The sequence below is a fragment of the Klebsiella oxytoca NBRC 105695 genome, from assembly GCF_001598695.1.
Lineage (GTDB): Bacteria > Pseudomonadota > Gammaproteobacteria > Enterobacterales > Enterobacteriaceae > Klebsiella > Klebsiella oxytoca.
Genome location: NZ_BCZK01000007.1, coordinates 94,558 through 116,072 on the forward strand (window position 1 = coordinate 94,558; position 21,515 = coordinate 116,072).

Here is a 21,515-nt window from a genome sequence, read left to right on the forward strand (position 1 = left end):
TTAAATGAGATGATTTCCTTGAGAAAACTGTATTTTACCTTCACGTCCCGGGTTTATCCCTGACACAGGGAAACCAGGATATTACGCTATGGCTTTTTTATGATACGTCACGGGACGCGCGTTTTTGCCATGCACTCACAAATCGTGACCTGATTTTGGCTTTCAGTCATATAAAATTTAAAAGGATCAATGATGAGTAAGATTATAAGGCACGAAATTAATGAAAGCTGGGCAATATCCGGAGTGGTCGAATCCTGTGGTTTGGTCTTTGTGAGTTACTGTATTGGTAACATCGGGAAGCCCATCGAGGAACAGATAAATGGCGCTTTCGATAATTTGAGCGAAAGGCTTAACACTATCGGCCTGACGCTGGAGTCAGTCGTAAAAATTGATGCTCTGTTTCGCGACGTATGGAATATCCCATTAATGGAAAAAGTCATGCGTCAGCGATTCAACGGCCATTATCCCGCCAGAAAATCAATTCAAACCGAGTTTGCCCATGCTGGCGGGGCCACAGGTATGCTCTTTCAGCTTGATGCGATTGCCTGTCGTTAATCGATGTCGCCTCTTCTGTAATTGACAGGGGCGCGCCGTTTCGCTGTTCAACCGGGAAGCCATTGCATCGACCTCCCGGCTTGCTGACCCGCTAAAATAAATCGCTATCACACGAATAGGCATTTTATTCGGATGAACTGATTTTAAACCATCGCTTTTTTTGCCGGGTCGTAAAAAACAAAAGCGATTTTGTTTTTGTCAGGATCGCGAACGTAGGCACTATAAAAATCAGCGCCGTAGTGCGGACGAAAAGCCGGTGGGCCTTCATCTTCGCCACCATTCTCAATCGCTAATCTATAAAGTTCCTGGATCATTTCAACGGATACCGCATTCAATGCAACCATGACGCCATTACCTCGGGTGGCGGGGAGATTATCAAACGGCATTCCAACGCATAATCCGGTAGTATGATTATCTTTGAACGTTCCCCATGCGGCGCCTTTTTCGCTACGCCCATCGAGAGGATGGCCAAGCACGCGCATCAAAGGCGCATAAAATTTATAGGAAGCTTGAGGGTCATTGGTTCCCAGCATAATATAAGAAAACATAGCATCTCCTTTTTAAAAATAGAGCATAACATAGCTAAGATATAACGAATATTTACCGGGTGTGAATTCAGATATTACATGAAAAATTCCCGGATAAGGTTGGCGATAATGAATAAAGAAGAGGTAAGGATCGTGCTTAACTTATGCTGTGCTGACGCTTCCCCTCAGCGTGGCAGGCTGGAATGATAAATATTTGTTATATCCAGTCAGAAGGGAACCACGGGCTCCCGACAGTAAAAAACAATAGACTTAACGGGGATAAAAAAGATCGACGCCCGGGCGCTATGTTCTTTTGACGCTAAGGATAGCGTTGACCATTAGCGCTAACACGCCGACGGGACTGATAAAAAACACCTTCGTTGGGCAATAACTGATTGTAGTTTCAGGGTTTATTCGTTTTAAACCTACATTTTTAATCACGACGTTTCGTAAATTTTTAACCATTAACCGGCTAATACGTTTATGGGCGCGGACGTTTTTGGTGAAGTTTGACAGCCGAAAAGACTCAGCATTAAAAATTAAAACGTCACATATGTTTTTTCAATCATATAATTAGCTATAATGCATGTAATTCCAGCTACACTGATCACCTCCTTACCCTTTTAACCTCTTTTAACATATCAACCGCGAATAGCATATGTATTGGATCATAAACAAAAATATAGAATTTTGGCCTGAAAATAAGCGGTTAATCTCGTTGAAAAACCCGGCGCTGAGCGTCACATTGACGGCTCCGGCAAGCCACTGTCTTGTTCTTTTACTGGAAGCCTCACCGGAGCTGGTCAGCCAGCAAACTTTTTTTAAAAAAGTTTGGGAAGATGAGGGGATCCTGGTTCCTGCAAATACCTTGTATCAAAACATATCGATTGTCAGGCGCGGACTGCGCGATGTCGGAGAAACGGATAACTCATTAGTCGTGACGGTGCCGCGTAAAGGTTTTCATATCAATGCCAACGTTAACATTGAAAAACGTGAAAAAATATCTTTAGATTCAGTAGGTTCTGCTGATGCATCTCTCGCGGTGCAGGATAGCGTTGCGGGAAAAAAAGCAACCACTGAATCTGTGGCTACCGTGCATACGGCTGATAAGAAAAACGCCCGCTCAAAGGCTGTCACACTCTTGATTATGGCATTGAGTTTACTGGCGGGCTTTTTTTCTCTGCATTACCTCTGGCACTTTAATGATGAAAAGCCCTTTTTTAGCAGCTATACATTAGTTGAAAGCGATCGCGGTTGTCATTTTTATACCATAGATGATAATCATGCCAGCATTGATAAATTTAATAGTTATAAGTCTTTGATTTTCAAATCCGGACTGGACTGTAAGAAGTATCCCTTTGTTTATTTTTCCATGTCGCAGATGACTCCAGGTTTTATAGTGTTTATTTGCAGGAAAAGCTACACCGCGAAGGCTTCTGCCGGATGTGTTACTCTCTCTTTTCGTGGAATTGTACATGAATAGAATAAAAATTGTGATTGGCTTTTTTATTTCTAGCGCTCTGGCAGGGGGGATCTATAATTTTGTGAACGATAAAATACATCATAAGGAAGAGTGTACGGCATCGCTCGTGGTCTTCAAGGATAATACACAAACTAATTTGACCTTAAATTTCATGTATTCACTTGCTGAAGGTAAGGGTACCGTTGCGGTCAGCGGTAGCTATCTGGATGGCGGGAAACTGCAGGGCCATATCAGAAGAGATGTCATCTATGATATGGTCAAAAATCATGAAACTCACCATTTCCACTCCAGAGAAATAAACCGATACGGTAACATTGACTCTGTGTCGGATGAGTTCCTGGCCAGCATCCTGCCTGACTTTTACGTTTATCCAAATGAAAAAATAAGCTATATTATTTCAAAGCAAAATGAGCATAGCTTTCTGATAAAAATTGGGTCACGACCGCTACTGTATTGTGCTAATTAACGGTACGGATGATGAGTCAGGCTTGCTTATCATCCACAATTATCTGGCATAATCGTCCTTTAAATGGTCTTTTATAATGAGTAAATCAGTTAGCTTCCCTGCGCCAATTTTTCGACAGGCCACATATCTGTAATTGCTGACGATCTTACTGGTGAGCGATAGAGATTCAGCGATAACATGCGTATCTTTACCTTCAAGGCTTTTGTTGAGAATGATTTTTTCAATTTTGCTTAAGCGCTGGTTTTTGGTCGGTTTACACTTAACCCGTCTGATCAGGCAGCGGAGCGCTTTCATTATAACTTCCGGCGGCGCTTTAGCATTTATCACGGTATCTGCATCACAGATGAGTGCATGCTGCGACGAACTCAGAATCAGTAATACTTTGCATCGCTGGTTTAACGAGGAAAGTTTGCTGGCGTTGCATTTGTTTTCTAAACTCAGATGCAGGATAACAATATCTTCATAGTTTAAACGATCGAGTTGCGGGTCGTCACACTGACAGCTTTTGATTTCCATCGCGTTATATTGTCCGACACAGATAATGCCATCTCGAAGATACTGGTTATTGCTGATGATGAAGATAGCCATGATAACTCCCGTAAGCATTTCACTCATGATGTGTCGTATTCAATGACTATATCTGATTGTTCAGAAATTCAAACTTATCTCGTCTTAAATTTCCTTATTTACTCATATTAAATGGTAAAACTTAGAGTAAACAAGGAGTTGTATGATTTTCTTGAGGTGTCTGATAAGATATAAATAACATTTAGAAAATTCCTTATTAAATAATAATCGTCTTTTAATGTGCTTGGAATAATCTTAACGTTGATTTGCGTCATTATATCGTGGTTGTGATTAGTGCTTTACTAATCTCATGCGTATTAATCATCTTATCTATTTGCGCAGCGTATAGCACTTGTCACCAGGTGCTATAAATAAATTCACTTGCGGGATGTGGTTTTATGAATGGGGTTATGGAACTTGAATTCTGGATGCGTGTTGCCATTGGTGAAGCTGAAGAGAGTTTGCGTGAGGGGAATAAAGGTTTTGGCGCCGTTATCATCAAGGATGGTGAGATGGTTGCGGCGGCGCATGACTATGAGGAAACAGAGGGAGACGCAACCTCACATGCTGAAATTAACGCGATTAAGATTGCCAGCCAAAAAATTGGCAAAAATTTAAACGGGTGCATACTGATATCCACCAGTGAGCCTTGTCCTATGTGCGCATTTGCCATCGCCTGGTCCGGGATAAGCGAAATAGCTTTTGGTTTTTCTATTCAGGATGCACTTGCTCAAGGGCGGCGGCGAATTGCATTTCAGTGCGTCGAGGCTTTTGATAAGGCGAGCACAGAGGTTATTGTTCATAAAGGTATTCTGCGGCGGGAATGCGCAATTCTCTATCGTGCTGACGTTCGCCGCGAAATTAATCATCTGCGCAACGCAACCGATGAAGACCTTAAGGCGCTGAACGCGGATTCCATTGCCCGCCGTACTGCATGGTTCTGCCAAAATAAAGCCGGGTTGAATATTGGCGATAGCCATTTATTAGACACCGCACACCGCTTACTTATAATGCGATTCCACGCTGCAGAGGTCGAAATGCCCGTGGTGAACAGAACAGAGAAGCAAATTACTTTCCACTCTATGAATTTCTGCCCAACGCTTGAGGCATGCAGAATTCTGCGCCTTGATACCCGGCACGTTTGCAAACTCCTGAATGAAGAGTCCACCGATATGTTAGTGAAAAAGATAGATAGCCGACTTCGCTTCTCTCGAAATTATAATAACCTCAGACCATATTCCTCTTTTTGCGAAGAATCTATTTCTATTGAGGATTGAACGTGTGTTGCCATAAGCGATGTGCGTGATTGTTCCAGGGCCGTTAACGGACTTTAGCTTCCTGAAAAGCAAAGCTATCCGTTAACCATCGGCGATTCAACAGGGCTAAGCAGGCGATCAGCGGCGTAATGTTAAAACTTTTAAAGGAGAAGTCATGAAATTAATCGACTTGCACATGCATTCGGCATATAGCAACGATGCCGATTTCCCGGTCAGCGATCTGCTTACCATGGCTAAAGCGGCGAATCTTGCGGCCCTGGCGATAACCGATCACAACTCGGCGCGATCCGTTGAGGAGTCTATTCGCTATGGCAGAGCAAATAACGTAAGCGTGATGACCGGGATTGAAATCGACTGCGCGTTTGCGGGCAATAATTATCATCTGCTGGGCTACGGTTTTCGTCGAGACAGCCGGGATTTTGACGCCGTCGAACACAACTTCCATCGTCTGGAAACTGCCGCGACGCCGCTAAAGCTGGAGAAACTGCGGGCGCTGGGGTTCCAGCTTGATGAAGAGCGCCTGTATGCTATGGCCGGAGATCGGGTCCCGCAGGAAGAGGAGATGGCAGAACTTATTTTAGAGGATGCGCGCAACCTGAATCATGATCTGCTGCTGCCTTACCGCGCGGGGAATGCGCGCAGCGATATGCCGTTAATTAACTTTTTTTGGGACTTTTTTGGCCGAGGCAAACCCTGCCAGGTGACGGTGGAATTGCCGCCGATGGCGGAGATGGCGGCGCTGATAATCGACAACGGCGGCATTCCGGTCATTGCGCATATCGGCGCTAACGTGAAGGAAAAGCCGCTGGCGGTGATTGACCAGATGTTGCCGCTTGGCGTACGCGGCGTGGAAGTGTTCTCCAGCTATCATGATGAGGAGCTATGTCGCGAACTTTATCACTACACGCTGGATAAATCGCTGCTGGCGACCTGCGGCAGTGACTTTCATGGTAAAAACAAACCCAACATTAAGCCTGGCGACTGTAGACCATGGCGTGACGCGCTACCGAAAACCCTGGAAATCCTCGAGCAGGCTGATCTTTATTGACGCCTGAAATCTACCGGCTCTAGGCGAGTTATTAAATAACAAGGACAAATGATTATGCGTAGAGGTATTATCAAGCAGGAAAAGAGGCACAGGAAGAGGTATCTGTTGTCAGTCAGAGAAAGAGATGGACCACCTTCGTTGTGCCTCTAAATAGAGAGTCACAAAATCGCGTATATTTTATGGGGGCGCATAGTATTGTTGAGAGCCACGTTTCACGGCAATGACTCTCTGCTTCGGATAAATTTAGCTACGGCTTGTAACGCCTCATCCGCTTCAGGTACCTTTCCTACCGATGACTGAAATACATGCCAGAGCCCGTCCCATATCTCAAGCTCAACTTGCATCCCAGCCTTTTTAGCATATCGGGAGAGGCGTAATGCATCATCGCGCAATAACTCCTCGCTTCCCACCTGAATAAATACGGGAGGAAGTCCAGACAAATCACCAAACAGGGGAGAGACAAGAGGATCGCTTCGTTCACTGTCCGAACAGTAGTATTTCACGGTCATTATCAGGTCTTCTATGCAAAGCAGCGGATCGAGATCCTTACACAGCGTTATGCTCTTACCAGAAAGTGTGAAATCTAACATGGGAGACAGCAGAACAGACGAGTCCGGCAAAGGATCTTGATGCTGTTTTAACAGGAGTAAAAGCGACATGACCAGTCCACCACCGCTGGAGTCTCCCGCGAGGATAATGTCCTCTGCTGAATAACCATTAGCAAGCAGCCATAAATAGGCCTGATGACAATTTAATAAGGCCGCAGGAAATCGATTTTCTGGCGCCAGAGGATATTCCAGTACCAGAGTTCGGCAACCAGAATATTGTGCGAGACAGGCAGCGAGTTTTCTGTGAGTCAGACACGATCCCTGAGAATTTCCACCGCCGTGGAAATAGAGAATAATCCTGGTATTTATCGAATCGGGATATGAAATCCATTCCGCAGTTATCTCTGTATCGTTAACCGTTTCGATGCATACACCCGCAGGTAGTGTTGCCTTTATGGCTGCAGACTCCCAGACCTGGCGCTGAAGGGAGAGTGGGGTATTCAAAAGAAAATGAATATTTTCATCATGATTTTCAAATAGCTTAGCTTTATAATCTTTTGCTCCGTTACTCAGCATCTTCATTCCTTTTGCTGCTTACGCCAGAAATAATAATTGTCGGTAGTGCTTTTTTTGCATTTTAATAGGCATTAATTTATTTACTCATTCATAAACAATCTGAGAAATACGCCACATTATAAGTTTATTAAAATTCTTCGGCTTTTTTTTATCTTTCCCTACTAACCGACAAATAGCTTATTTTTTCAACGACGCTGGTGATAAGGCTTTTCCCGCAAAACAAGCGGACCTACGCTCAGGCAATTGATGCGAGAGAGCGTGGGGCAGGCAAAATCCCTGGTAATGAATTTTTTCTGGCAGAGGGGGGGGAGGGGACTTTGACGGGAAGCTAGTGCTGGCTCCCCAAAAGCAAAAAACCGCCTTGTGGGCAGGTTCTTTAAATAGTGGTGCCCGGGCTCGGACTAACGCCGCAGGCGTTGAACAGCGCGCTGGCCGCGCTGGCCCCGAAGGGGTGAGCCGCGGTGCGGCGAATAATCGAACGGAGTTCGATGGAGAGTCCGCTCGCAGAAAAGCAAAAACCCAGCCATAGGCTGGGTTCTCTGAATAGTGGTGCCCGGACTCGGACTAACGCCGCAGGCGTTGAACAGCGCGCTTGTCGCGCTGGCCCCGAAGGGGTGAGCCGCGGTGCGGCGAATAATCGAACGGAGTTCGATGGAGAGTCCGCTCGCAGAAAAGCAAAAACCCAGCCATAGGCTGGGTTCTCTGAATAGTGGTGCCCGGACTCGGAATCGAACCAAGGACACGGGGATTTTCAATCCCCTGCTCTACCGACTGAGCTATCCGGGCAACGGGGCGCATTAAACCTGATTCGCCGCACCTCGTCAACGAAATTTATCTGTTTCGCAGCAGACTGGACAATCTATCACCACATTGCGTCAAAAGCACGCATCTTCAGGCGAAAAACGCCGTCCAGGCTACCGAAATCGGCATCGCCAGCACCAGGGCCGGCAGCATATTCACCACGGCGAACATTTTAATTCCGCAGATGCGCAAACCGGTGGCAACCAGCAGCATCCCGCCGACAGCGCTGAAATCCGCCATCATCATCGGCGTGGTTAACGGCATAATCAACGATGCGCAGGCCGCCAGTGCCAGCTGGATGGCCAGCATCGGCACGCTAATGGCCGAGACCGCCAGCCCCAGGGTGCAGGCGAAAATGATGGCGGTAAAGAAGTCGAGAAACGCTTTGGCAATGAGAATGCTGGCGTCACCGGTCATTCCTTCGCGCATCGCGCCGAATATCCCGGTTCCGCTGGCGCAGAACAGGACGATAATCGCGACGTAGCTTTGAATATACGACTCATGCGCCGAACTCTTTATCTGGCCCTTTTTTGGCGAAAGCAGCTGCTGAAGCTTACTCACCAGCGTATTAATGCCTTTCTCCATATTACATACTTCGCCGAACAGCGCGCCCACCAGCGTTGAAAGCACCATCACCGGCAGGTTGGCGCATTTGATCACCAGTAGAATACCGATGCCTAGCGACGCCAGCCCAAAAATAGAGGTCATTGATGTACGAATCCGTTCCGGCAATCTTTGACTTAAGAGTGCGCCAAGTACGCCGCCCAGAAGGACCGCACCGGCGTTAATAAATGGCCCTGTAACCAAAGTATGACTCCTGTTAATTATCCCTAACGACTGCATTATTATGGCGCGAAGCTGGCCAAAAGGCTTGCGCATCCGTGGGGTCGCTGCATACGTAATTCATCTTGCACGGTACATTTAAAGGTGACATGATTGCGCGAATTTTCTCCTCCCCTGAATGAGGCCGCCGGGATGACGACATCGCCACTACATCACCAGTGCCGCTGCGTACAGATGCGCAGGCTGCCTCGTCTTGCTACCCTTACTCTGCAACTTCTGCCCGTCATGCGGTGAGCGTAACGCAGGCTCACTGCAGGACAACAGTAAGATCGGACGCGGTCTGCTTTTACTGATGTCTGGCGGTCGGAGCTGGGATCCAGCCAGACCCTGACAGTTCGTTGGCCAGAGCAGAGATGCCTTGGCCTAAGCCTTTTACTCTCCGGAAACGGGTATCCGCGCTCATGAAATCAATGCACATTGCCGCCAGCCGCGAGCTGGTATCCCACCTGTCCACCCACCGTCGCGTGGTGGCCCTGGACAGTACTGATTTTACCGATGTGGCGGCAGTCGTCATTACCGTGGCGGACAGCCGCAGCGGCATCCTTGCGTTGCTGAAACGCACGGGCTTTAACCTGCCGGTCTATCTGTTCAGCGAAGCTGAGCACGAAAAACCAGAAGGCGTGACGGCCATCGTTAGCGGCAAAGAGCAGGAGTGGCTCGAACTGGAAGCCGCCGCCTGCGACTATGAAGAGAACCTGCTGCCGCCGTTCTTCGATACGCTGACTCAGTACGTAGAGATGGATAACAGCACCTTCGCGTGCCCTGGCCATCAGCACGGCGCCTTCTTTAAGAAGCATCCAGCGGGGAGGCAGTTCTTCGACTTCTTTGGTGAGAACGTCTTTCGCGCCGACATGTGCAACGCCGACGTTAAGCTTGGCGATCTGTTGATTCATGAAGGGTCTGCGAAACACGCGCAGAAGTTCGCGGCGAAGGTCTTCAACGCCGATAAAACCTATTTTGTCCTTAACGGTACCTCGGCGGCGAACAAAGTGGTGACTAACGCGCTGCTGACCCGCGGCGATCTGGTGCTGTTTGATCGCAATAACCATAAATCCAATCATCATGGGGCGCTGATTCAGGCAGGCGCGACGCCGGTCTATCTCGAAGCATCGCGCAACCCGTTCGGTTTTATCGGCGGGATTGACGATCGCTGCTTCGATGAAAAATACCTGCGCGATCTGATTCGCGAGACGGCGCCGGAAAAAGCTGATATGCCGCGCCCGTTCCGCCTTGCGGTGATCCAGCTCGGAACCTATGACGGGACGGTATATAACGCCCGCCAGGTGGTCGATAAAATCGGCAGCCTGTGCGACTACATCCTGTTTGACTCGGCCTGGGTCGGCTACGAGCAGTTTATCCCGATGATGGCCGACTGTTCGCCGCTGCTGCTGGACCTGACGCCGAATGACCCGGGCATTTTTGTTACTCAGTCGGTGCATAAACAGCAGGCCGGTTTTTCGCAAACTTCGCAGATCCATAAAAAGGATAACCATCTGCGAGGGCAGGCGCGTTTTTGCCCGCATAAGCGGTTGAATAACGCCTTTATGCTGCATGCCTCGACCAGCCCGTTTTATCCGCTGTTCGCGGCTCTCGACGTGAATGCCAAAATCCATGAAGGGGAGAGCGGGCGCCGCCTGTGGGCCGAATGCGTAGCGCTGGGTATTGACGCGCGCAAAGCGATTATCGCTAACTGCAAAATGATCCAGCCGTTTATTCCGCCAATGGTCGCGGGACGCCCGTGGCAGGATCACCCCACCGAAACCATCGCCCGCGAGCGGCGCTTCTTTAGCTTTGAACCGGGCGCGCGCTGGCACGGCTTTGAGGGCTATGCCAGCGAACAGTACTTCGTTGACCCCTGTAAGCTGCTGCTGACGACGCCAGGAATCGATGCGCAGAGCGGGGAATATACTGATTTTGGCATCCCGGCGACCATTCTGGCCCACTATCTGCGCGAAAACGGCATCGTGCCGGAGAAGTGCGATCTGAACTCTATTCTGTTTCTGCTGACCCCCGCCGAAAGCGAGGAGAAGCTGGCGCAGCTGGTGGCGATGCTTGCCCAGTTTGAGCAGCATATCGAATCGGATACGCCGCTGGCCGAGGTTCTGCCGAGCATCGTTAACAAATACCCGGTGCGCTATCGGGACTACACCATCCGCGAGCTGTGTCAGGAGATGCACAACCTGTACGTTAGCTTTGAGGTGAAGGATCTGCAAAAAGAGATGTTCCGCAAGCAGAGCTTCCCGCGGGCGGTCATGAACCCGCAGGACGCCAACCGCGAGTTTATTCGCGGTAACGTCGAACTGGTGCGCTTAAGCGAAGCGGAAGGGCGCATTGCGGCGGAGGGCGCGCTACCGTATCCACCGGGCGTGCTGTGCGTCGTGCCTGGCGAAATCTGGGGCGGGGCGGTGCTGCGCTATTTTCTGGCGCTGGAGGAGGGCGTCAATATGCTGCCGGGCTTCTCGCCGGAGCTCCAGGGGGTCTATAGCGAAACGGACTCTGACGGCATTAAGCGTCTGTATGGCTATGTGCTGAAAGCATAAAAAAGCGCCCCGTTGATATCACCGGGGCGCTTTTTTTTATTCGTACATCTCGGGTGAAGCCGTTTATTTAATGTACGACGGTCTGCGCACCGGCTGGTACGCGAACGTGCTTGTATTTAAACAGCGCGACGAAAGCAAACGCCAGAACCAGCGAATAGCCGGCGAAAATCAGCCATACGGTTTGCCAGTCGGTAATCCCTTCGACGGTAAAGTGCTCCACCACTTTGCCGCTCACCATCCCGCCAAGTATGCAGCCGAAACCGTTGGTCATCATCAGGAACATTCCCTGGGCGCTGGCGCGGATTTCCGGGCGAACCTCTTTTTCCACAAACACCGACCCCGAGATATTGAAGAAGTCGAAGGCGCAGCCATAAACGATCATCGACAGCACCAGCAGCACGGTGCCGAACGGAGTCGGGTCGCCGTAAGCGAACAGGCCGAAGCGCAGCATCCACGCCACGATACTAATCAGCATCACGTTCTTGATGCCGTAGCGGCTGAGGAAGAACGGGATGGTCAGAATGAACAGGGTTTCCGAGATCTGCGAAATCGACATCATCACCGAGGCGTGCTGCACGATAAAGCTGCTGGCGAACAGCGGATCTTTATCAAAGCTGTGCAGGAAGGTGTTGCCGAACATATTGGTGATTTGCAGTTCGGCGCCAAGCATCATCGAGAAAATAAAGAAGATCGCCATACGTTTGTTTTTAAACAGCGCGAAGGCATCAAGGCCCAGCATGGCGGTCCAGCTCTGGTTTTTCTGCTGATTGGCCACCGGAATATGCGGCAGCGTCAGAGTGAAGAGCACCAGCAGCAAGGAGAGCGCCGCGCCGATATAGAGCTGCATATGGCTCAGCTCAAAGCCGGAGAAGCTGACGCCCCACATGGCGAGGATAAAACCGATGGTGCCCCAGATGCGAATCGGCGGGAAATCGGTCACGATATCCATGTTCGCAGACTGCAGGCGGTAGTAGGAAATGGTGTTAATCAGCCCCAGCGTCGGCATATAGGCCAGCGAGTTAAGCAGGATGACGAGGAACATCTCGCCCGGCGTAGTGACCTGGGCGGCGAGCCACAGCGTCAGCGCGCCGACCAGATGGCAAATGGCGTAAACCCATTTGGCGCTGATCCATTTATCGGCAACGATACCAAGCAGCGTCGGCATAAATACCGCAGCGATACCGAGCGAGCTATAAACCGCTCCGATGGCCGCACCGTCAAACTTCAGGGTAACGAACATATATGAGCCGAGCGTGGTCAGCCAGCTTCCCCAGAGGCAGAACTGCAGGAACGACAGTATTTTGAGCTGCAGCTTAAGATTCATGTTTTGATCCTCACGGATATAGAATTGTTTTGTGTTTTAAATAACATTTGTAGCGTTATTTTGGTTGGATTCTATCATTCATGGGGTGGATACTTTTGTTAACTGCCGCAGAAAATCGCAAAACAGTTGCGCAACTCTATTGTGTATAGCAGAAGGAAGGCGCCCTTGAGGAAACAAGGGCGTTGGCAGAGGATTACTTGCGGCGGTAGCCTTTTTGCGCGGTGTTTACCTTGTAGAGATAACGGCGCGATTCGGCGGACGGGTGACGGCTGGTGATGGTCTGATAAACGTCGCCCGGCGTCATGTTATTGATGATATTCGCGGCCTGAATCTTATCGCTGGAGAAGACCCGCAGCACGCTGCCCGCGCCGCCGTTATAGGCGGTAATCACCGCATAGCGACGCGAGGTGGGGTTAGCAATACCGGCCAGATAGACGTTGTTCAGCATGGCCAGATAGGCGGTCCCGGTATCGATATTATTGGCCGGATCGAACAGATAGCTGCGGCTCGGCAGGCCGGATTTCCCCTGCGAGCGGAACACATCCTTCCCGGCACTGTGCTGCACCACCTGCATCAGCCCCAGCGCGTCGGCATGGCTGACTGCATAGGGGTTAAAGGACGATTCGGTTTGCATAATCGCCAGGATCAGCGACTCATCAACGCCATATTTGCGCGACGCCTGACGGACCATGCCAATGTATTTATGCGCACGTTTGTCGAGATGGTTCGGCACCAGGTTGATGGTGATGCTGTAGATCATGCGCGGACCGTTGCTGCGGCTTTTCAGACGCGTTTGCAGCAGGTAGTCCGCAAAGCGTGAGGCGCGCCACTCCCAGCGAATCGACTCACCGGTGTTATCCACGACCTGACCATACAGGAACGGTTCTTTTGAGATCTGAATGTCATCGACGTCGGAATAGAGGTCGATGGAGTTAGGGTCGTCGCCCATCAGCAGGGTTTTAATAATCGCCTGGCGCAGACGCCCGGCCGGGTCAGTGCCGGCGATAGTTTCGACGGTAATTGTCCCGGCGTCAAAGTTGATGTGGCTGCGGGTTTGATACTGGTCGGTGTATTTGACGTAGTCCTTCGGCCCGGCGAGCAGAACTTCGTTATAACCCCAAATGTTCTCGATGTTATGGGCGAACTGGCCCATCAGAATATCAAAGCCGTTGGTGTCCTTCACCCACGCCTCGTTATACTCGGCGCCTTTTTTGGTTGAGCTGGAACACGAAACGAGCAAAGGCGCAATCAGCGCTAGCGCTAAGTATTTTTTCATCATTCCGGGAGTGCGTGTTGTGTTTGTTGTGGTAAAGGGCCGTCAGGCCCTTACTGTTTTTCTGGCGGCGTATAGCCTTCGATGTGTACGTCTTTACCTTCAAACAGGAACTGAACCATCTCCTGCTCCAGCAGTTTGCGATGCTCGGGGTTCATCATGCTGAGTTTTTTCTCATTGATCAGCATCGTCTGTTTGTGCTGCCACTGGGCCCAGGCTTCTTTAGAGATTTCGTTATAGATACGTTTGCCCAGTTCGCCCGGATACAGCTGAAAATCCTGGCCATCGGCTTCACGCTGCAGGAAAGTACAAAAAATCGTTCTGCTCATTCTTAATCCTCTTTAATCGCCAGAAAGCTAAACCGGTGCTCCGGCTTTTAACTGTTGCAACAAGCGCTCCACGGGGGCCGCCAGACCGACGGACGGCGGCTGCGCTAAGTTATACCAGAGTGCGCCCCCTTCATCCATGCATGCGCCGGATGAGTGCACTGTAAGCCACATCGGCACAATATCCAGATGGAAATGGCTGAAAGTGTGGCGAAACGCGGTTAATTGCGTCAGATTATCGGCCTTAATCTGGCGCTGCGCCAGCCACTGCCGCAGCGCATCTTCATCTTCAAACTGCGGGAAGCAGAACAATCCGCCCCATAAACCCACCGGCGGGCGCTGGCAGAGAAATACCTCATCGCCGTGCTGCATCAGCAGGAAATAGCCGGTACGTTCCGGGATCGTCTGTTTCGGTTTTTTGCCTGGATATTGAGCCCATGAATGACTGGCGTAGGCCACGCAGCCGTTATTCAGCGGACAGAGCTCGCATTTGGGCTTAGAGCGGGTACACACCATCGCCCCGAGGTCCATCATGGCCTGGTTAAAACGCTCAACCCCTTTCGCTGGCGTCACGTCCTCACTAATATCCCACAGGCGTTTCTCAACCTCTTTTTTCCCCGGCCAACCGCTGACAGCATAGCAGCGCGCGAGCACGCGCTTCACGTTGCCGTCGAGAATCGGATAATGCTGACCGAGAGAAAGGGATAAAATCGCCCCAGCGGTGGAACGACCCACGCCCGGCAGCGCGGCGACTTCATCAAAAGTTAGCGGGAAGTTTCCGCCGTGCAGGGTGGCCACCTGCTGCGCCGCTTTATGCAGATTGCGCGCGCGGGCGTAATAGCCCAGCCCGGTCCACAGATGGAGGACTTCATCGAGTGGCGCATTGGCCAGATCGGTAATTGTTGGGAAACGCGCCATAAAGCGCTCAAAATAGGGGATAACCGTCGCCACCTGCGTTTGTTGCAACATCACCTCGGAGAGCCATACTTTGTAGGGCGTCTTGCCGATTTGCCAGGGCAGGGTTTTACGTCCGTATTTGTCGTACCAGTCCAGTACCTGGGCTGAAAATTGCGCGGCGAGAAAAGTCAAAGCTACGGCTCCGGGATAGCGATTATAAGGTGGCAGATTGCAGCACAAGGGCGAGAGGCTGTAAACCCTTGCATCCGCCGGGTAACTTTGGATAATGCCCGTTTTCCGAACACTCTCACAAGCAGACTTAACTTTTATGAAAAACGACGTCATATCTCCGGAATTCGATGAAAACGGCCGTCCGCTGCGCCGTATTCGCAGCTTCGTCCGTCGTCAGGGCCGCCTGACTAAAGGTCAGCAGCACGCGCTGGACACCATTTGGCCGGTGATGGGCGTTGAATTTAACGATGCGCCGCTCGATTTTGCCGCGCTGTTTGGCCGTGAAGCGCCCATCACGCTGGAGATTGGTTTTGGTATGGGCGCTTCGCTGGTGGCGATGGCGAAAGAGAAGCCGCAGCAGAATTTCCTCGGCATTGAAGTGCACTCTCCTGGCGTCGGCGCCTGTCTGGCGTCTGCTGAAGAAGAGGGCGTGCAAAATCTGCGCGTTATGTGCCACGATGCGGTAGAAGTGCTGCACGCGATGATCCCCGATAACTCCCTGAGCATGGTGCAGCTATTTTTCCCTGACCCGTGGCACAAAGCGCGTCATAATAAGCGCCGGATCGTTCAGCCGCCTTTTGCCGAACTGGTGAAAAGTAAACTGAAGCTGGGCGGCGTTTTCCATATGGCGACCGACTGGGAGCCCTATGCCGAGCATATGCTGGAAGTGATGTCCTCGCTTGAAGGATATCGCAACCGGTCAGAAAGCAACGACTATGTGCCGCGCCCGGAATCGCGCCCGGTAACCAAATTTGAACAGCGTGGCCATCGTCTTGGCCACGGCGTATGGGACTTAATGTTCGAGAGGGTGAAATAATGGCAACGAATCGTAGCCGTCGTCTGCGTAAAAAAATGCATATCGACGAATTTCAGGAAGTGGGTTTTTCCGTCGCGTGGCGTTTCGCGGAAGGAACCAGCGAAGAGCAGATCGACCAGACCGTTAACGATCTGATTGATGAGGTGATTGAGCCTAATAAGCTGGCCTTTGACGGCAGCGGCTATCTCTCCTGGGAAGGCCTGATCTGCCTGCAGGAAATCGGTAAATGCACCGAGGAGCACCAGGCCATTGTGCGTAAATGGCTGGAAGACCGCGGGCTGGCCGATGTACGCACCAGCGAACTTTTTGATATCTGGTGGGACTAAGTTTGACAAGGGTCGGCAACTGCCGGCCCGTTTTGTCTGAAGGGAGTTAAATGATGCGCAAAACGCTGTTAGCTGTGGCGCTTTCCGTCACCGCTTTGTCCGCGCATGCGGACTACCAGTGTAGCGTCACGCCGCGTGACGATGTCATCCTCAGCCCGCAGCAGGTGCAGGTGAAAGGCGAAAATGGCGATCTGGTGATTAAGCCGGACGGCAGCCTGAGCTTTAACGGGAAAGCGTATTCTCTGAACGCCGCTCAGCGCGAACAGGCTCAGGACTATCAGGCCAGCCTGCGCAGCAGCCTGCCGTGGATTGATGAAGGCGCACGCTCGCGGGTAGAAAAAGGCCGCGCCGCGCTGGATAAAATTATTACCGAACAGGTAGGGGCCAGCAGCAGCATGCATAGCCGCCTGACCAAGCTTGATGCGCAGCTGAAAGCGCAAATGAGCCGCATAATTGAACATCGTAACGATGGCCTGACGTTCCACTATAAAGCTATCGATCAGGTGCGCGCCGACGGCCAGCAGCTGGTAAACCAGGCGATGGGCGGCATCCTGCAGGACAGCATCAACGAGATGGGCGCGAAGGCGGTTCTCAAAGGCGGCGGTAACCCGCTGCAGGGGATCCTCGGCAGCCTTGGCGGCCTGCAAACCGCCATTCAGGATGAATGGAAAAATCAGGAAGCCGATTTCCAGCAGTTTGGTAAGGATGTCTGCAGCCGCGTGGTTTCCCTTGAGGATAGCCGCAAAGCGCTGGTGGGGTCCTTAAAGTAAGCTTTATTCCGCTACCTGCGTCCGCAGGTAGCAAAATCAGATTTCATTTATCCTGCCTGCGGTGGCGAACTCCTTATGATGCCTGCTGTATTCATAAAAGGAATTTGCTGATGAAATATGCATGGAAAACGCTCACCGTCCTGATGATCGCTTCCCCTTGTCACGTGCTGGCGGATGCCAACACGCCAACAGACGACGTGGTAAAACAGCAGTTTGCTGAACAGACTGGCGGGATTATGCGCTTGCAAAACGTGACGCTGAAGCAGCTAGACGCCAGGGGAAATCAGGCGACCTATATGCTGGAAGGCGATATGGCCGCCGCGGAAGATCTCTATATTCGCGTCGGCGTCGCGGGAGATTACTTTTTTTATGAGCGAGTCTGGACCAGGGGGCGGCCGGTAAAGTTCTCCGCCATGATGACCGCGGTAGGGACCAAAGACTCCGGCTGGCAGACCGAATTCTTTTCTCTGCAGATGGCGGCGAAGAGGGGCGGGAGAACCTTTAAGGAAATCGGAGGGGATGAAAGTAAAACCCTGATCGTCAATGACCACAAATTTATGGCGCAATTTGCCAAAATTGACGCCAGCTTTGCCGCCAGCAAAGCCACGATGAAGACGCTGCAAGGGCAACAGGATGCGCTGAAAACCGAGATCGCCGCGTTAGAGAAGCAGATTAACCGTTCATGGGGTACGGATGCGAACGGCAAGCCGCTCGATCGCAGCGACGTGCAGCAGGCGATGCTGGAAAAAATGTATGAAGTAGACCGGCAAAACGATCCGCTGAAGTTCGAGAATCATTACTACAAAACTCTCTATGAACCCGCACTGGCCGCCTGTCAGAAAAAAGCGGTTTGCGATGCTGCGCCGCTGCGCGCCGAGCGCGATGCCGTGCTGAATGAGCAGAAGCGTAACTACTATCGCCAGCATAAAGAGATGAGTGAAAATATCAAAGCGGAGATGGCCGCGCGCGATAAAAAGATAGCGCCGCTGCAGAAGCAAAAAGGCGAACTGAACGCGCAGCTGATGGCGCTGGAGATCCGCTACCGGGAGTTGGCTCGCGACGAAAAATACTGGCAGGAGGGGCTGGAGAAGATGCGCCGCAACGGGGTTCTAAAGTAGCCGGGTCAGGTTCGGAATGGCCAGGCTGCGCCTGGCGCGTATGAGCTTGTCGGATGACAGAATATTTTGCTATTGAAGCTTTTGTCGGCCGGGCACGGCGCTAGCCGCCGCCCGGCAGAAGCGTTAGCTCAAGGTCTAACGCCCATTCTTCCTCAGGAATGCGTCCCCTCCTTTCCAGGGCAATAACGCTACATCAGCCCTAGCAGCTGCGGAATAAACAGCGAAATCTGCGGGATATAGACAATCATCATCAGCGCGATCAGCAGGGCAGCGTAGAACGGCAGCAGCGGTTTGATCAACTGCTGAATTTTGACGCCAGAAATAGAACAGCCAACGAACAGCGCGCTGCCAACCGGTGGGGTGAGCAGCCCGATACACAGATTGGCGACCATCATAATACCGAAGTGCACCGGATCCATCCCCAGGTCCTGCGCGATTGGCAGGAATATTGGAGTGAAAATCAGCACCGCTGGGGTCATATCCATAAAGATCCCGACGATTAACAGCACGATATTTATCAGCAGCAGAATCACCACCGGGTTTTCAGAAACGCCCATTAGCGCGTCGCTTATCATGTAGGGAATGTCGGCGTTGGTCATCGCCCACGACATGCCCACGGAAAAGCCAATCAGCAGCAGCACAATAGAGGTCATGACTACCGATTCCAGTATCAGCTTCGGCAGATCGCGCCACTTCACTTCCCGATATATCAGTACCGACAGGATAAAGGTGTAGACCACGGCGATGGCAGAGGCTTCCGTCGCGGTAAAAATGCCGCCAAGGATCCCGCCCATCACAATGATGACCAGCAGCAGGCTGGGCAGAGCATCGAAAAACGCTTTTGCCGCCTGGGCGCAGGTCGGACGCTCGGAAACCGGATAGCCGCGACGTTTAGCAATGACGGCACAGACCACCATAATAGCCAGGCCCATCAGGATGCCCGGCAAATAGCCGGCCATAAACAGCGAGGCCACCGAGACGCCGCCTGCGGTCAGGGAAAAGACGATCAGTACGTTTGACGGCGGAATAAGCAGACCCGTGATGCAGGATGAGACGTTCACCGCCGTAGAGAAGGCCGGATCGTAGCCTTTCTGCGTCTGTATGGGGTTGAGCGTGCCGCCGACCGCGGCGGCGGCGGCGACCGCTGAGCCTGAAATCGAGCCGAACATCATATTGGCCAGCACGTTGACGTGGCCCAGAGAGCCCGGCACGCGTCCGACCATCACCTGGGCCAGATTGATTAAACGTATGGCAATCCCGCCGCTGTTCATCAGGGTTCCGGCAAAGATAAAGAATGGAATCGCCAGCAGCGCGAAGTTATCGAGGCCGTTTGCCAGGCGCTGAGAAACGGTAATCACTGCGATATCCCAGGGGAACATCAGCAGCATCGAACCGACGGTAGCGATGCCAATGGAGAAGGAGATAGGTACGCCAATAAAAACCAGAATAAAGAAAGAGCCAAATAGCATCAGTGCGATATAGCTGTCCATCAATTTGCCCCCGCTGCAGAGTGCTTCATGTTTTTCAGTCCGGTGCTGATAAAACACAACGCGTAGAACATCATAATGATCCCGGTTAGCGGCAGGATCAGATACACGTAGCCCATGGGGATTTGCATCGCCGCTGAGACCTGGGACGTCGATAGCGTTTTCTCAATCAGCTTCACGCCGCCGGTCACAATTACTGAACCAGCAAAAATAAAGATCAGCAGATTAATGATGACGCTGAGAAGCGCCTGCCTGCGAGGAGGGAGCGTCATCGCCAGTAAATCGATAGCCAGATGACGCTGGGCGCCGACGGTATATGCCGCACCCAGCAGCCCGACCCAAATCATTAAAAAGCGCGCCAGTTCGTCGGTCAGGGTGCTTGGCTGGTTTAGCACGTAGCGGCTAAATACCTGCCAGACGACGCAGATCACCAGCGCAATCATAACGGCGACGGAGAATGCGGCGATCGTGCGGTCCACCGCCAGCTTTATGCGGTTAAGTATCATCTTTGAGTTCCCGGTGAAAGGGGCCAGCGGCTGGCCCGCTAAGTGTTATTCAGCAGCAGCTTCAAATTTGGCCAGCAGAGCCGCCTGCTTCGGATCTTTTTTGAAGTCATCAAAGAGCGGTTGAACGGCGGCGCGGAACGGTGCTTTATCAACTTTGATAATTTCGCCGCCCATGGCTTTGGCCTGCGCGCGGGTGTCGGCGTCAATTTTGTCCCACAGTTTTTGCTGATAGGCCTCTGAGGCTTTCGCCGCCTCGTTCAGGATTTGTTGCTGCTCCGGCGTCAGCTTGTCCCAGGTTTTGCTGGAGATAACGAGGAAATCCGGGATGGAGGCATGTTCATCTTCTGAGAAAACCTTAGCGATTTCGATATGGCGCGTTTGCACCCAGGAAGGTACGTTATTTTCCGCGCCGTCCACTACGCCCTGCTGCATCGCGGTATAGACTTCACCAAACGAAATTGGCGTTGGCGAACCGCCCATTAATTCGATCATTTTCAACGTTGTCGGACTGGCCTGGACGCGGATTTTCAGCCCTTTTAAATCTTCCGGTTTAGTAATGGGTTTTTTAGCATAAAAACTTCGGGTCCCGGCAACATAAGCGGAAAGGGCAAAGAATCCTTTATCTTTCGTGGACTCCATTATTTCTTTACCCACTTCACCGAAGACGACTTTATTGAAGTGATTCTGATCCTTGAACAGGAACGGTAAATTATATATCGCGTAGACGTTATCAAATGACTCCAGGTCGCTGGCGGAACCTTTCGTCATATCCAGTGCGCCGTTTTGTAATAACTCCATCGTTTCACGCGCGCTGCCCATCTGGCTACTCGGATAAATGCGAATTTTCATATTGCCGTTGGAAAGTTGGTTAACCTCTTTCGCCATCTGCTCAAACGCCTGATGAACAACGTGGCTGCGTTCAAGGTTATGTGCCAGTTTTAACGTAACTTTTTCAGCTGCGCTGGCCCCCGCTGAGAGCAGGGCAAGCAAAGAAACACACACCAGAGAACGAGAAAACGAGAGTTTTTTCATGAGTCGGCTCCATGCACTTAGGTTAATTGGTCAATATCTAAAGAGTCATTCTTTGTTTCTGTATGACATATTATCCTGGTTGTCGTACACCTTTAAGCTGTCTGACTCACACTTTTTCCCAATGAGACGATGAAATGCGTATTTTTGTGCGTTAGGTTATATTTATTTTCTATAAAT

At 51.2% G+C, this 21,515-nt stretch carries 21 protein-coding genes and 1 tRNA gene; 10 read left to right on the forward strand and 12 right to left on the reverse strand.

Features of this window, described 5'->3' with window-relative positions:
- Positions 1 to 189: 189 nt before the first annotated feature.
- Positions 190 to 555: a RidA family protein gene (locus KO1_RS13845; protein ID WP_224226463.1), complete on the forward strand. Its 366-nt coding sequence runs from the start codon at positions 190 to 192 to the stop codon at positions 553 to 555.
- A gap of 143 nt (positions 556 to 698) precedes the next feature.
- Here the strand turns inward: KO1_RS13845 and KO1_RS13850 are convergent, their stop codons facing one another.
- Positions 699 to 1,103 (reverse strand): VOC family protein, encoded by a 405-nt coding sequence (locus KO1_RS13850; protein WP_004105765.1) that lies wholly within the window; start codon positions 1,101 to 1,103, stop codon positions 699 to 701.
- A gap of 637 nt (positions 1,104 to 1,740) precedes the next feature.
- Here KO1_RS13850 and KO1_RS13855 point away from each other — a divergent pair.
- Together KO1_RS13855 and KO1_RS13860 are read left to right on the forward strand one after the other, a co-directional pair.
- Positions 1,741 to 2,565: a winged helix-turn-helix domain-containing protein gene (locus KO1_RS13855; protein ID WP_004105763.1), complete on the forward strand. Its 825-nt coding sequence runs from the start codon at positions 1,741 to 1,743 to the stop codon at positions 2,563 to 2,565.
- On the forward strand, positions 2,558 to 3,031 hold the full coding sequence (locus tag KO1_RS13860) for a YqeJ family protein (RefSeq protein ID WP_047720684.1): 474 nt from the start codon (positions 2,558 to 2,560) through the stop codon (positions 3,029 to 3,031). Before KO1_RS13855 ends, KO1_RS13860 begins: the two co-directional genes overlap by 8 nt.
- 39 nt (positions 3,032 to 3,070) lie before the next feature.
- Here KO1_RS13860 and KO1_RS13865 read toward each other — a convergent pair whose 3' ends face one another.
- Complete coding sequence (locus KO1_RS13865; RefSeq protein ID WP_004105759.1) at positions 3,071 to 3,619, reverse strand: LuxR C-terminal-related transcriptional regulator; 549 nt, start codon at positions 3,617 to 3,619, stop codon at positions 3,071 to 3,073.
- Positions 3,620 to 4,008: 389 nt separating this feature from the next.
- Here KO1_RS13865 and KO1_RS13870 point away from each other — a divergent pair, with 389 nt between their 5' ends.
- Both KO1_RS13870 and KO1_RS13875 read left to right on the forward strand, forming a co-directional pair.
- The gene (locus KO1_RS13870; protein ID WP_047721128.1) at positions 4,009 to 4,875 is read left to right on the forward strand and encodes a nucleoside deaminase; all 867 of its coding nucleotides are present in this window, start codon (positions 4,009 to 4,011) and stop codon (positions 4,873 to 4,875) included.
- Positions 4,876 to 5,029: 154 nt separating this feature from the next.
- Positions 5,030 to 5,923: a PHP domain-containing protein gene (locus KO1_RS13875; protein WP_024274718.1), complete on the forward strand. Its 894-nt coding sequence runs from the start codon at positions 5,030 to 5,032 to the stop codon at positions 5,921 to 5,923.
- A gap of 212 nt (positions 5,924 to 6,135) precedes the next feature.
- Here the strand turns inward: KO1_RS13875 and KO1_RS13880 are convergent, their stop codons facing one another.
- From KO1_RS13880 to KO1_RS13890, 3 genes are all read right to left on the reverse strand, one after another.
- Positions 6,136 to 7,047 carry an alpha/beta hydrolase gene (locus KO1_RS13880; RefSeq protein ID WP_004115583.1) on the reverse strand — a complete coding sequence of 304 codons (912 nt, stop codon included), beginning with the start codon at positions 7,045 to 7,047 and terminating at the stop codon, positions 6,136 to 6,138.
- 710 nt (positions 7,048 to 7,757) lie between these two features.
- Positions 7,758 to 7,833: transfer RNA gene (locus KO1_RS13885), tRNA-Phe, on the reverse strand.
- 105 nt (positions 7,834 to 7,938) lie between these two features.
- The gene (locus KO1_RS13890; RefSeq protein WP_064406944.1) at positions 7,939 to 8,655 is read right to left on the reverse strand and encodes a DUF554 domain-containing protein; all 717 of its coding nucleotides are present in this window, start codon (positions 8,653 to 8,655) and stop codon (positions 7,939 to 7,941) included.
- A 437-nt stretch (positions 8,656 to 9,092) separates the two neighbouring features.
- Between KO1_RS13890 and KO1_RS13895 the strand changes: the two genes are divergently transcribed.
- On the forward strand, positions 9,093 to 11,231 hold the full coding sequence (locus KO1_RS13895) for an ornithine decarboxylase (RefSeq protein WP_032729240.1): 2,139 nt from the start codon (positions 9,093 to 9,095) through the stop codon (positions 11,229 to 11,231).
- A gap of 67 nt (positions 11,232 to 11,298) precedes the next feature.
- Here KO1_RS13895 and KO1_RS13900 read toward each other — a convergent pair whose 3' ends face one another.
- The 4 genes from KO1_RS13900 to mutY form a co-directional block, all read right to left on the reverse strand.
- Positions 11,299 to 12,555 (reverse strand): nucleoside permease, encoded by a 1,257-nt coding sequence (locus KO1_RS13900; RefSeq protein ID WP_016807921.1) that lies wholly within the window; start codon positions 12,553 to 12,555, stop codon positions 11,299 to 11,301.
- 193 nt (positions 12,556 to 12,748) lie between these two features.
- The gene (gene mltC / locus KO1_RS13905; protein ID WP_004105745.1) at positions 12,749 to 13,834 is read right to left on the reverse strand and encodes a membrane-bound lytic murein transglycosylase MltC; all 1,086 of its coding nucleotides are present in this window, start codon (positions 13,832 to 13,834) and stop codon (positions 12,749 to 12,751) included.
- Positions 13,835 to 13,881: 47 nt separating this feature from the next.
- Complete coding sequence (locus KO1_RS13910) at positions 13,882 to 14,157, reverse strand: oxidative damage protection protein (RefSeq protein ID WP_004105744.1); 276 nt, start codon at positions 14,155 to 14,157, stop codon at positions 13,882 to 13,884.
- A gap of 27 nt (positions 14,158 to 14,184) precedes the next feature.
- Positions 14,185 to 15,243 carry an A/G-specific adenine glycosylase gene (gene mutY, locus KO1_RS13915; RefSeq protein WP_064406945.1) on the reverse strand — a complete coding sequence of 353 codons (1,059 nt, stop codon included), beginning with the start codon at positions 15,241 to 15,243 and terminating at the stop codon, positions 14,185 to 14,187.
- Between the two features lie 136 nt (positions 15,244 to 15,379).
- On the opposite strand from mutY, the gene trmB reads away from it, so the two are divergent.
- The 4 genes from trmB (at position 15,380) to KO1_RS13935 (ending at position 18,313) form a co-directional block, all read left to right on the forward strand.
- Entirely contained in the window at positions 15,380 to 16,099 is a 720-nt protein-coding gene (gene trmB / locus KO1_RS13920) for a tRNA (guanosine(46)-N7)-methyltransferase TrmB (RefSeq protein ID WP_004115399.1), read from the forward strand.
- Positions 16,099 to 16,425, forward strand: coding sequence for a YggL family protein (locus KO1_RS13925; RefSeq protein WP_004105731.1), 327 nt, complete (start codon positions 16,099 to 16,101; stop codon positions 16,423 to 16,425). The genes trmB and KO1_RS13925 overlap by 1 nt, the downstream gene beginning before the upstream one ends.
- A 50-nt stretch (positions 16,426 to 16,475) precedes the next feature.
- Positions 16,476 to 17,195 (forward strand): YggN family protein, encoded by a 720-nt coding sequence (locus tag KO1_RS13930; protein WP_017145429.1) that lies wholly within the window; start codon positions 16,476 to 16,478, stop codon positions 17,193 to 17,195.
- Positions 17,196 to 17,305: 110 nt separating this feature from the next.
- A complete protein-coding gene (locus tag KO1_RS13935; RefSeq protein WP_064406946.1) occupies positions 17,306 to 18,313 on the forward strand; it encodes a DUF1202 family protein in 1,008 nt (335 codons plus the stop codon).
- 188 nt (positions 18,314 to 18,501) lie between these two features.
- Here KO1_RS13935 and KO1_RS13940 read toward each other — a convergent pair whose 3' ends face one another.
- Genes KO1_RS13940 through KO1_RS13950 form a run of 3 tightly spaced genes read right to left on the reverse strand, consistent with a single transcriptional unit; the run spans position 18,502 to position 21,338 of the window.
- On the reverse strand, positions 18,502 to 19,803 hold the full coding sequence (locus KO1_RS13940; protein WP_004105725.1) for a TRAP transporter large permease: 1,302 nt from the start codon (positions 19,801 to 19,803) through the stop codon (positions 18,502 to 18,504).
- On the reverse strand, positions 19,803 to 20,306 hold the full coding sequence (locus tag KO1_RS13945; RefSeq protein ID WP_064406947.1) for a TRAP transporter small permease: 504 nt from the start codon (positions 20,304 to 20,306) through the stop codon (positions 19,803 to 19,805). Before KO1_RS13945 ends, KO1_RS13940 begins: the two co-directional genes overlap by 1 nt.
- 45 nt (positions 20,307 to 20,351) lie before the next feature.
- On the reverse strand, positions 20,352 to 21,338 hold the full coding sequence (locus KO1_RS13950) for a TRAP transporter substrate-binding protein (protein ID WP_004115390.1): 987 nt from the start codon (positions 21,336 to 21,338) through the stop codon (positions 20,352 to 20,354).
- Positions 21,339 to 21,515 lie beyond the last annotated feature (177 nt).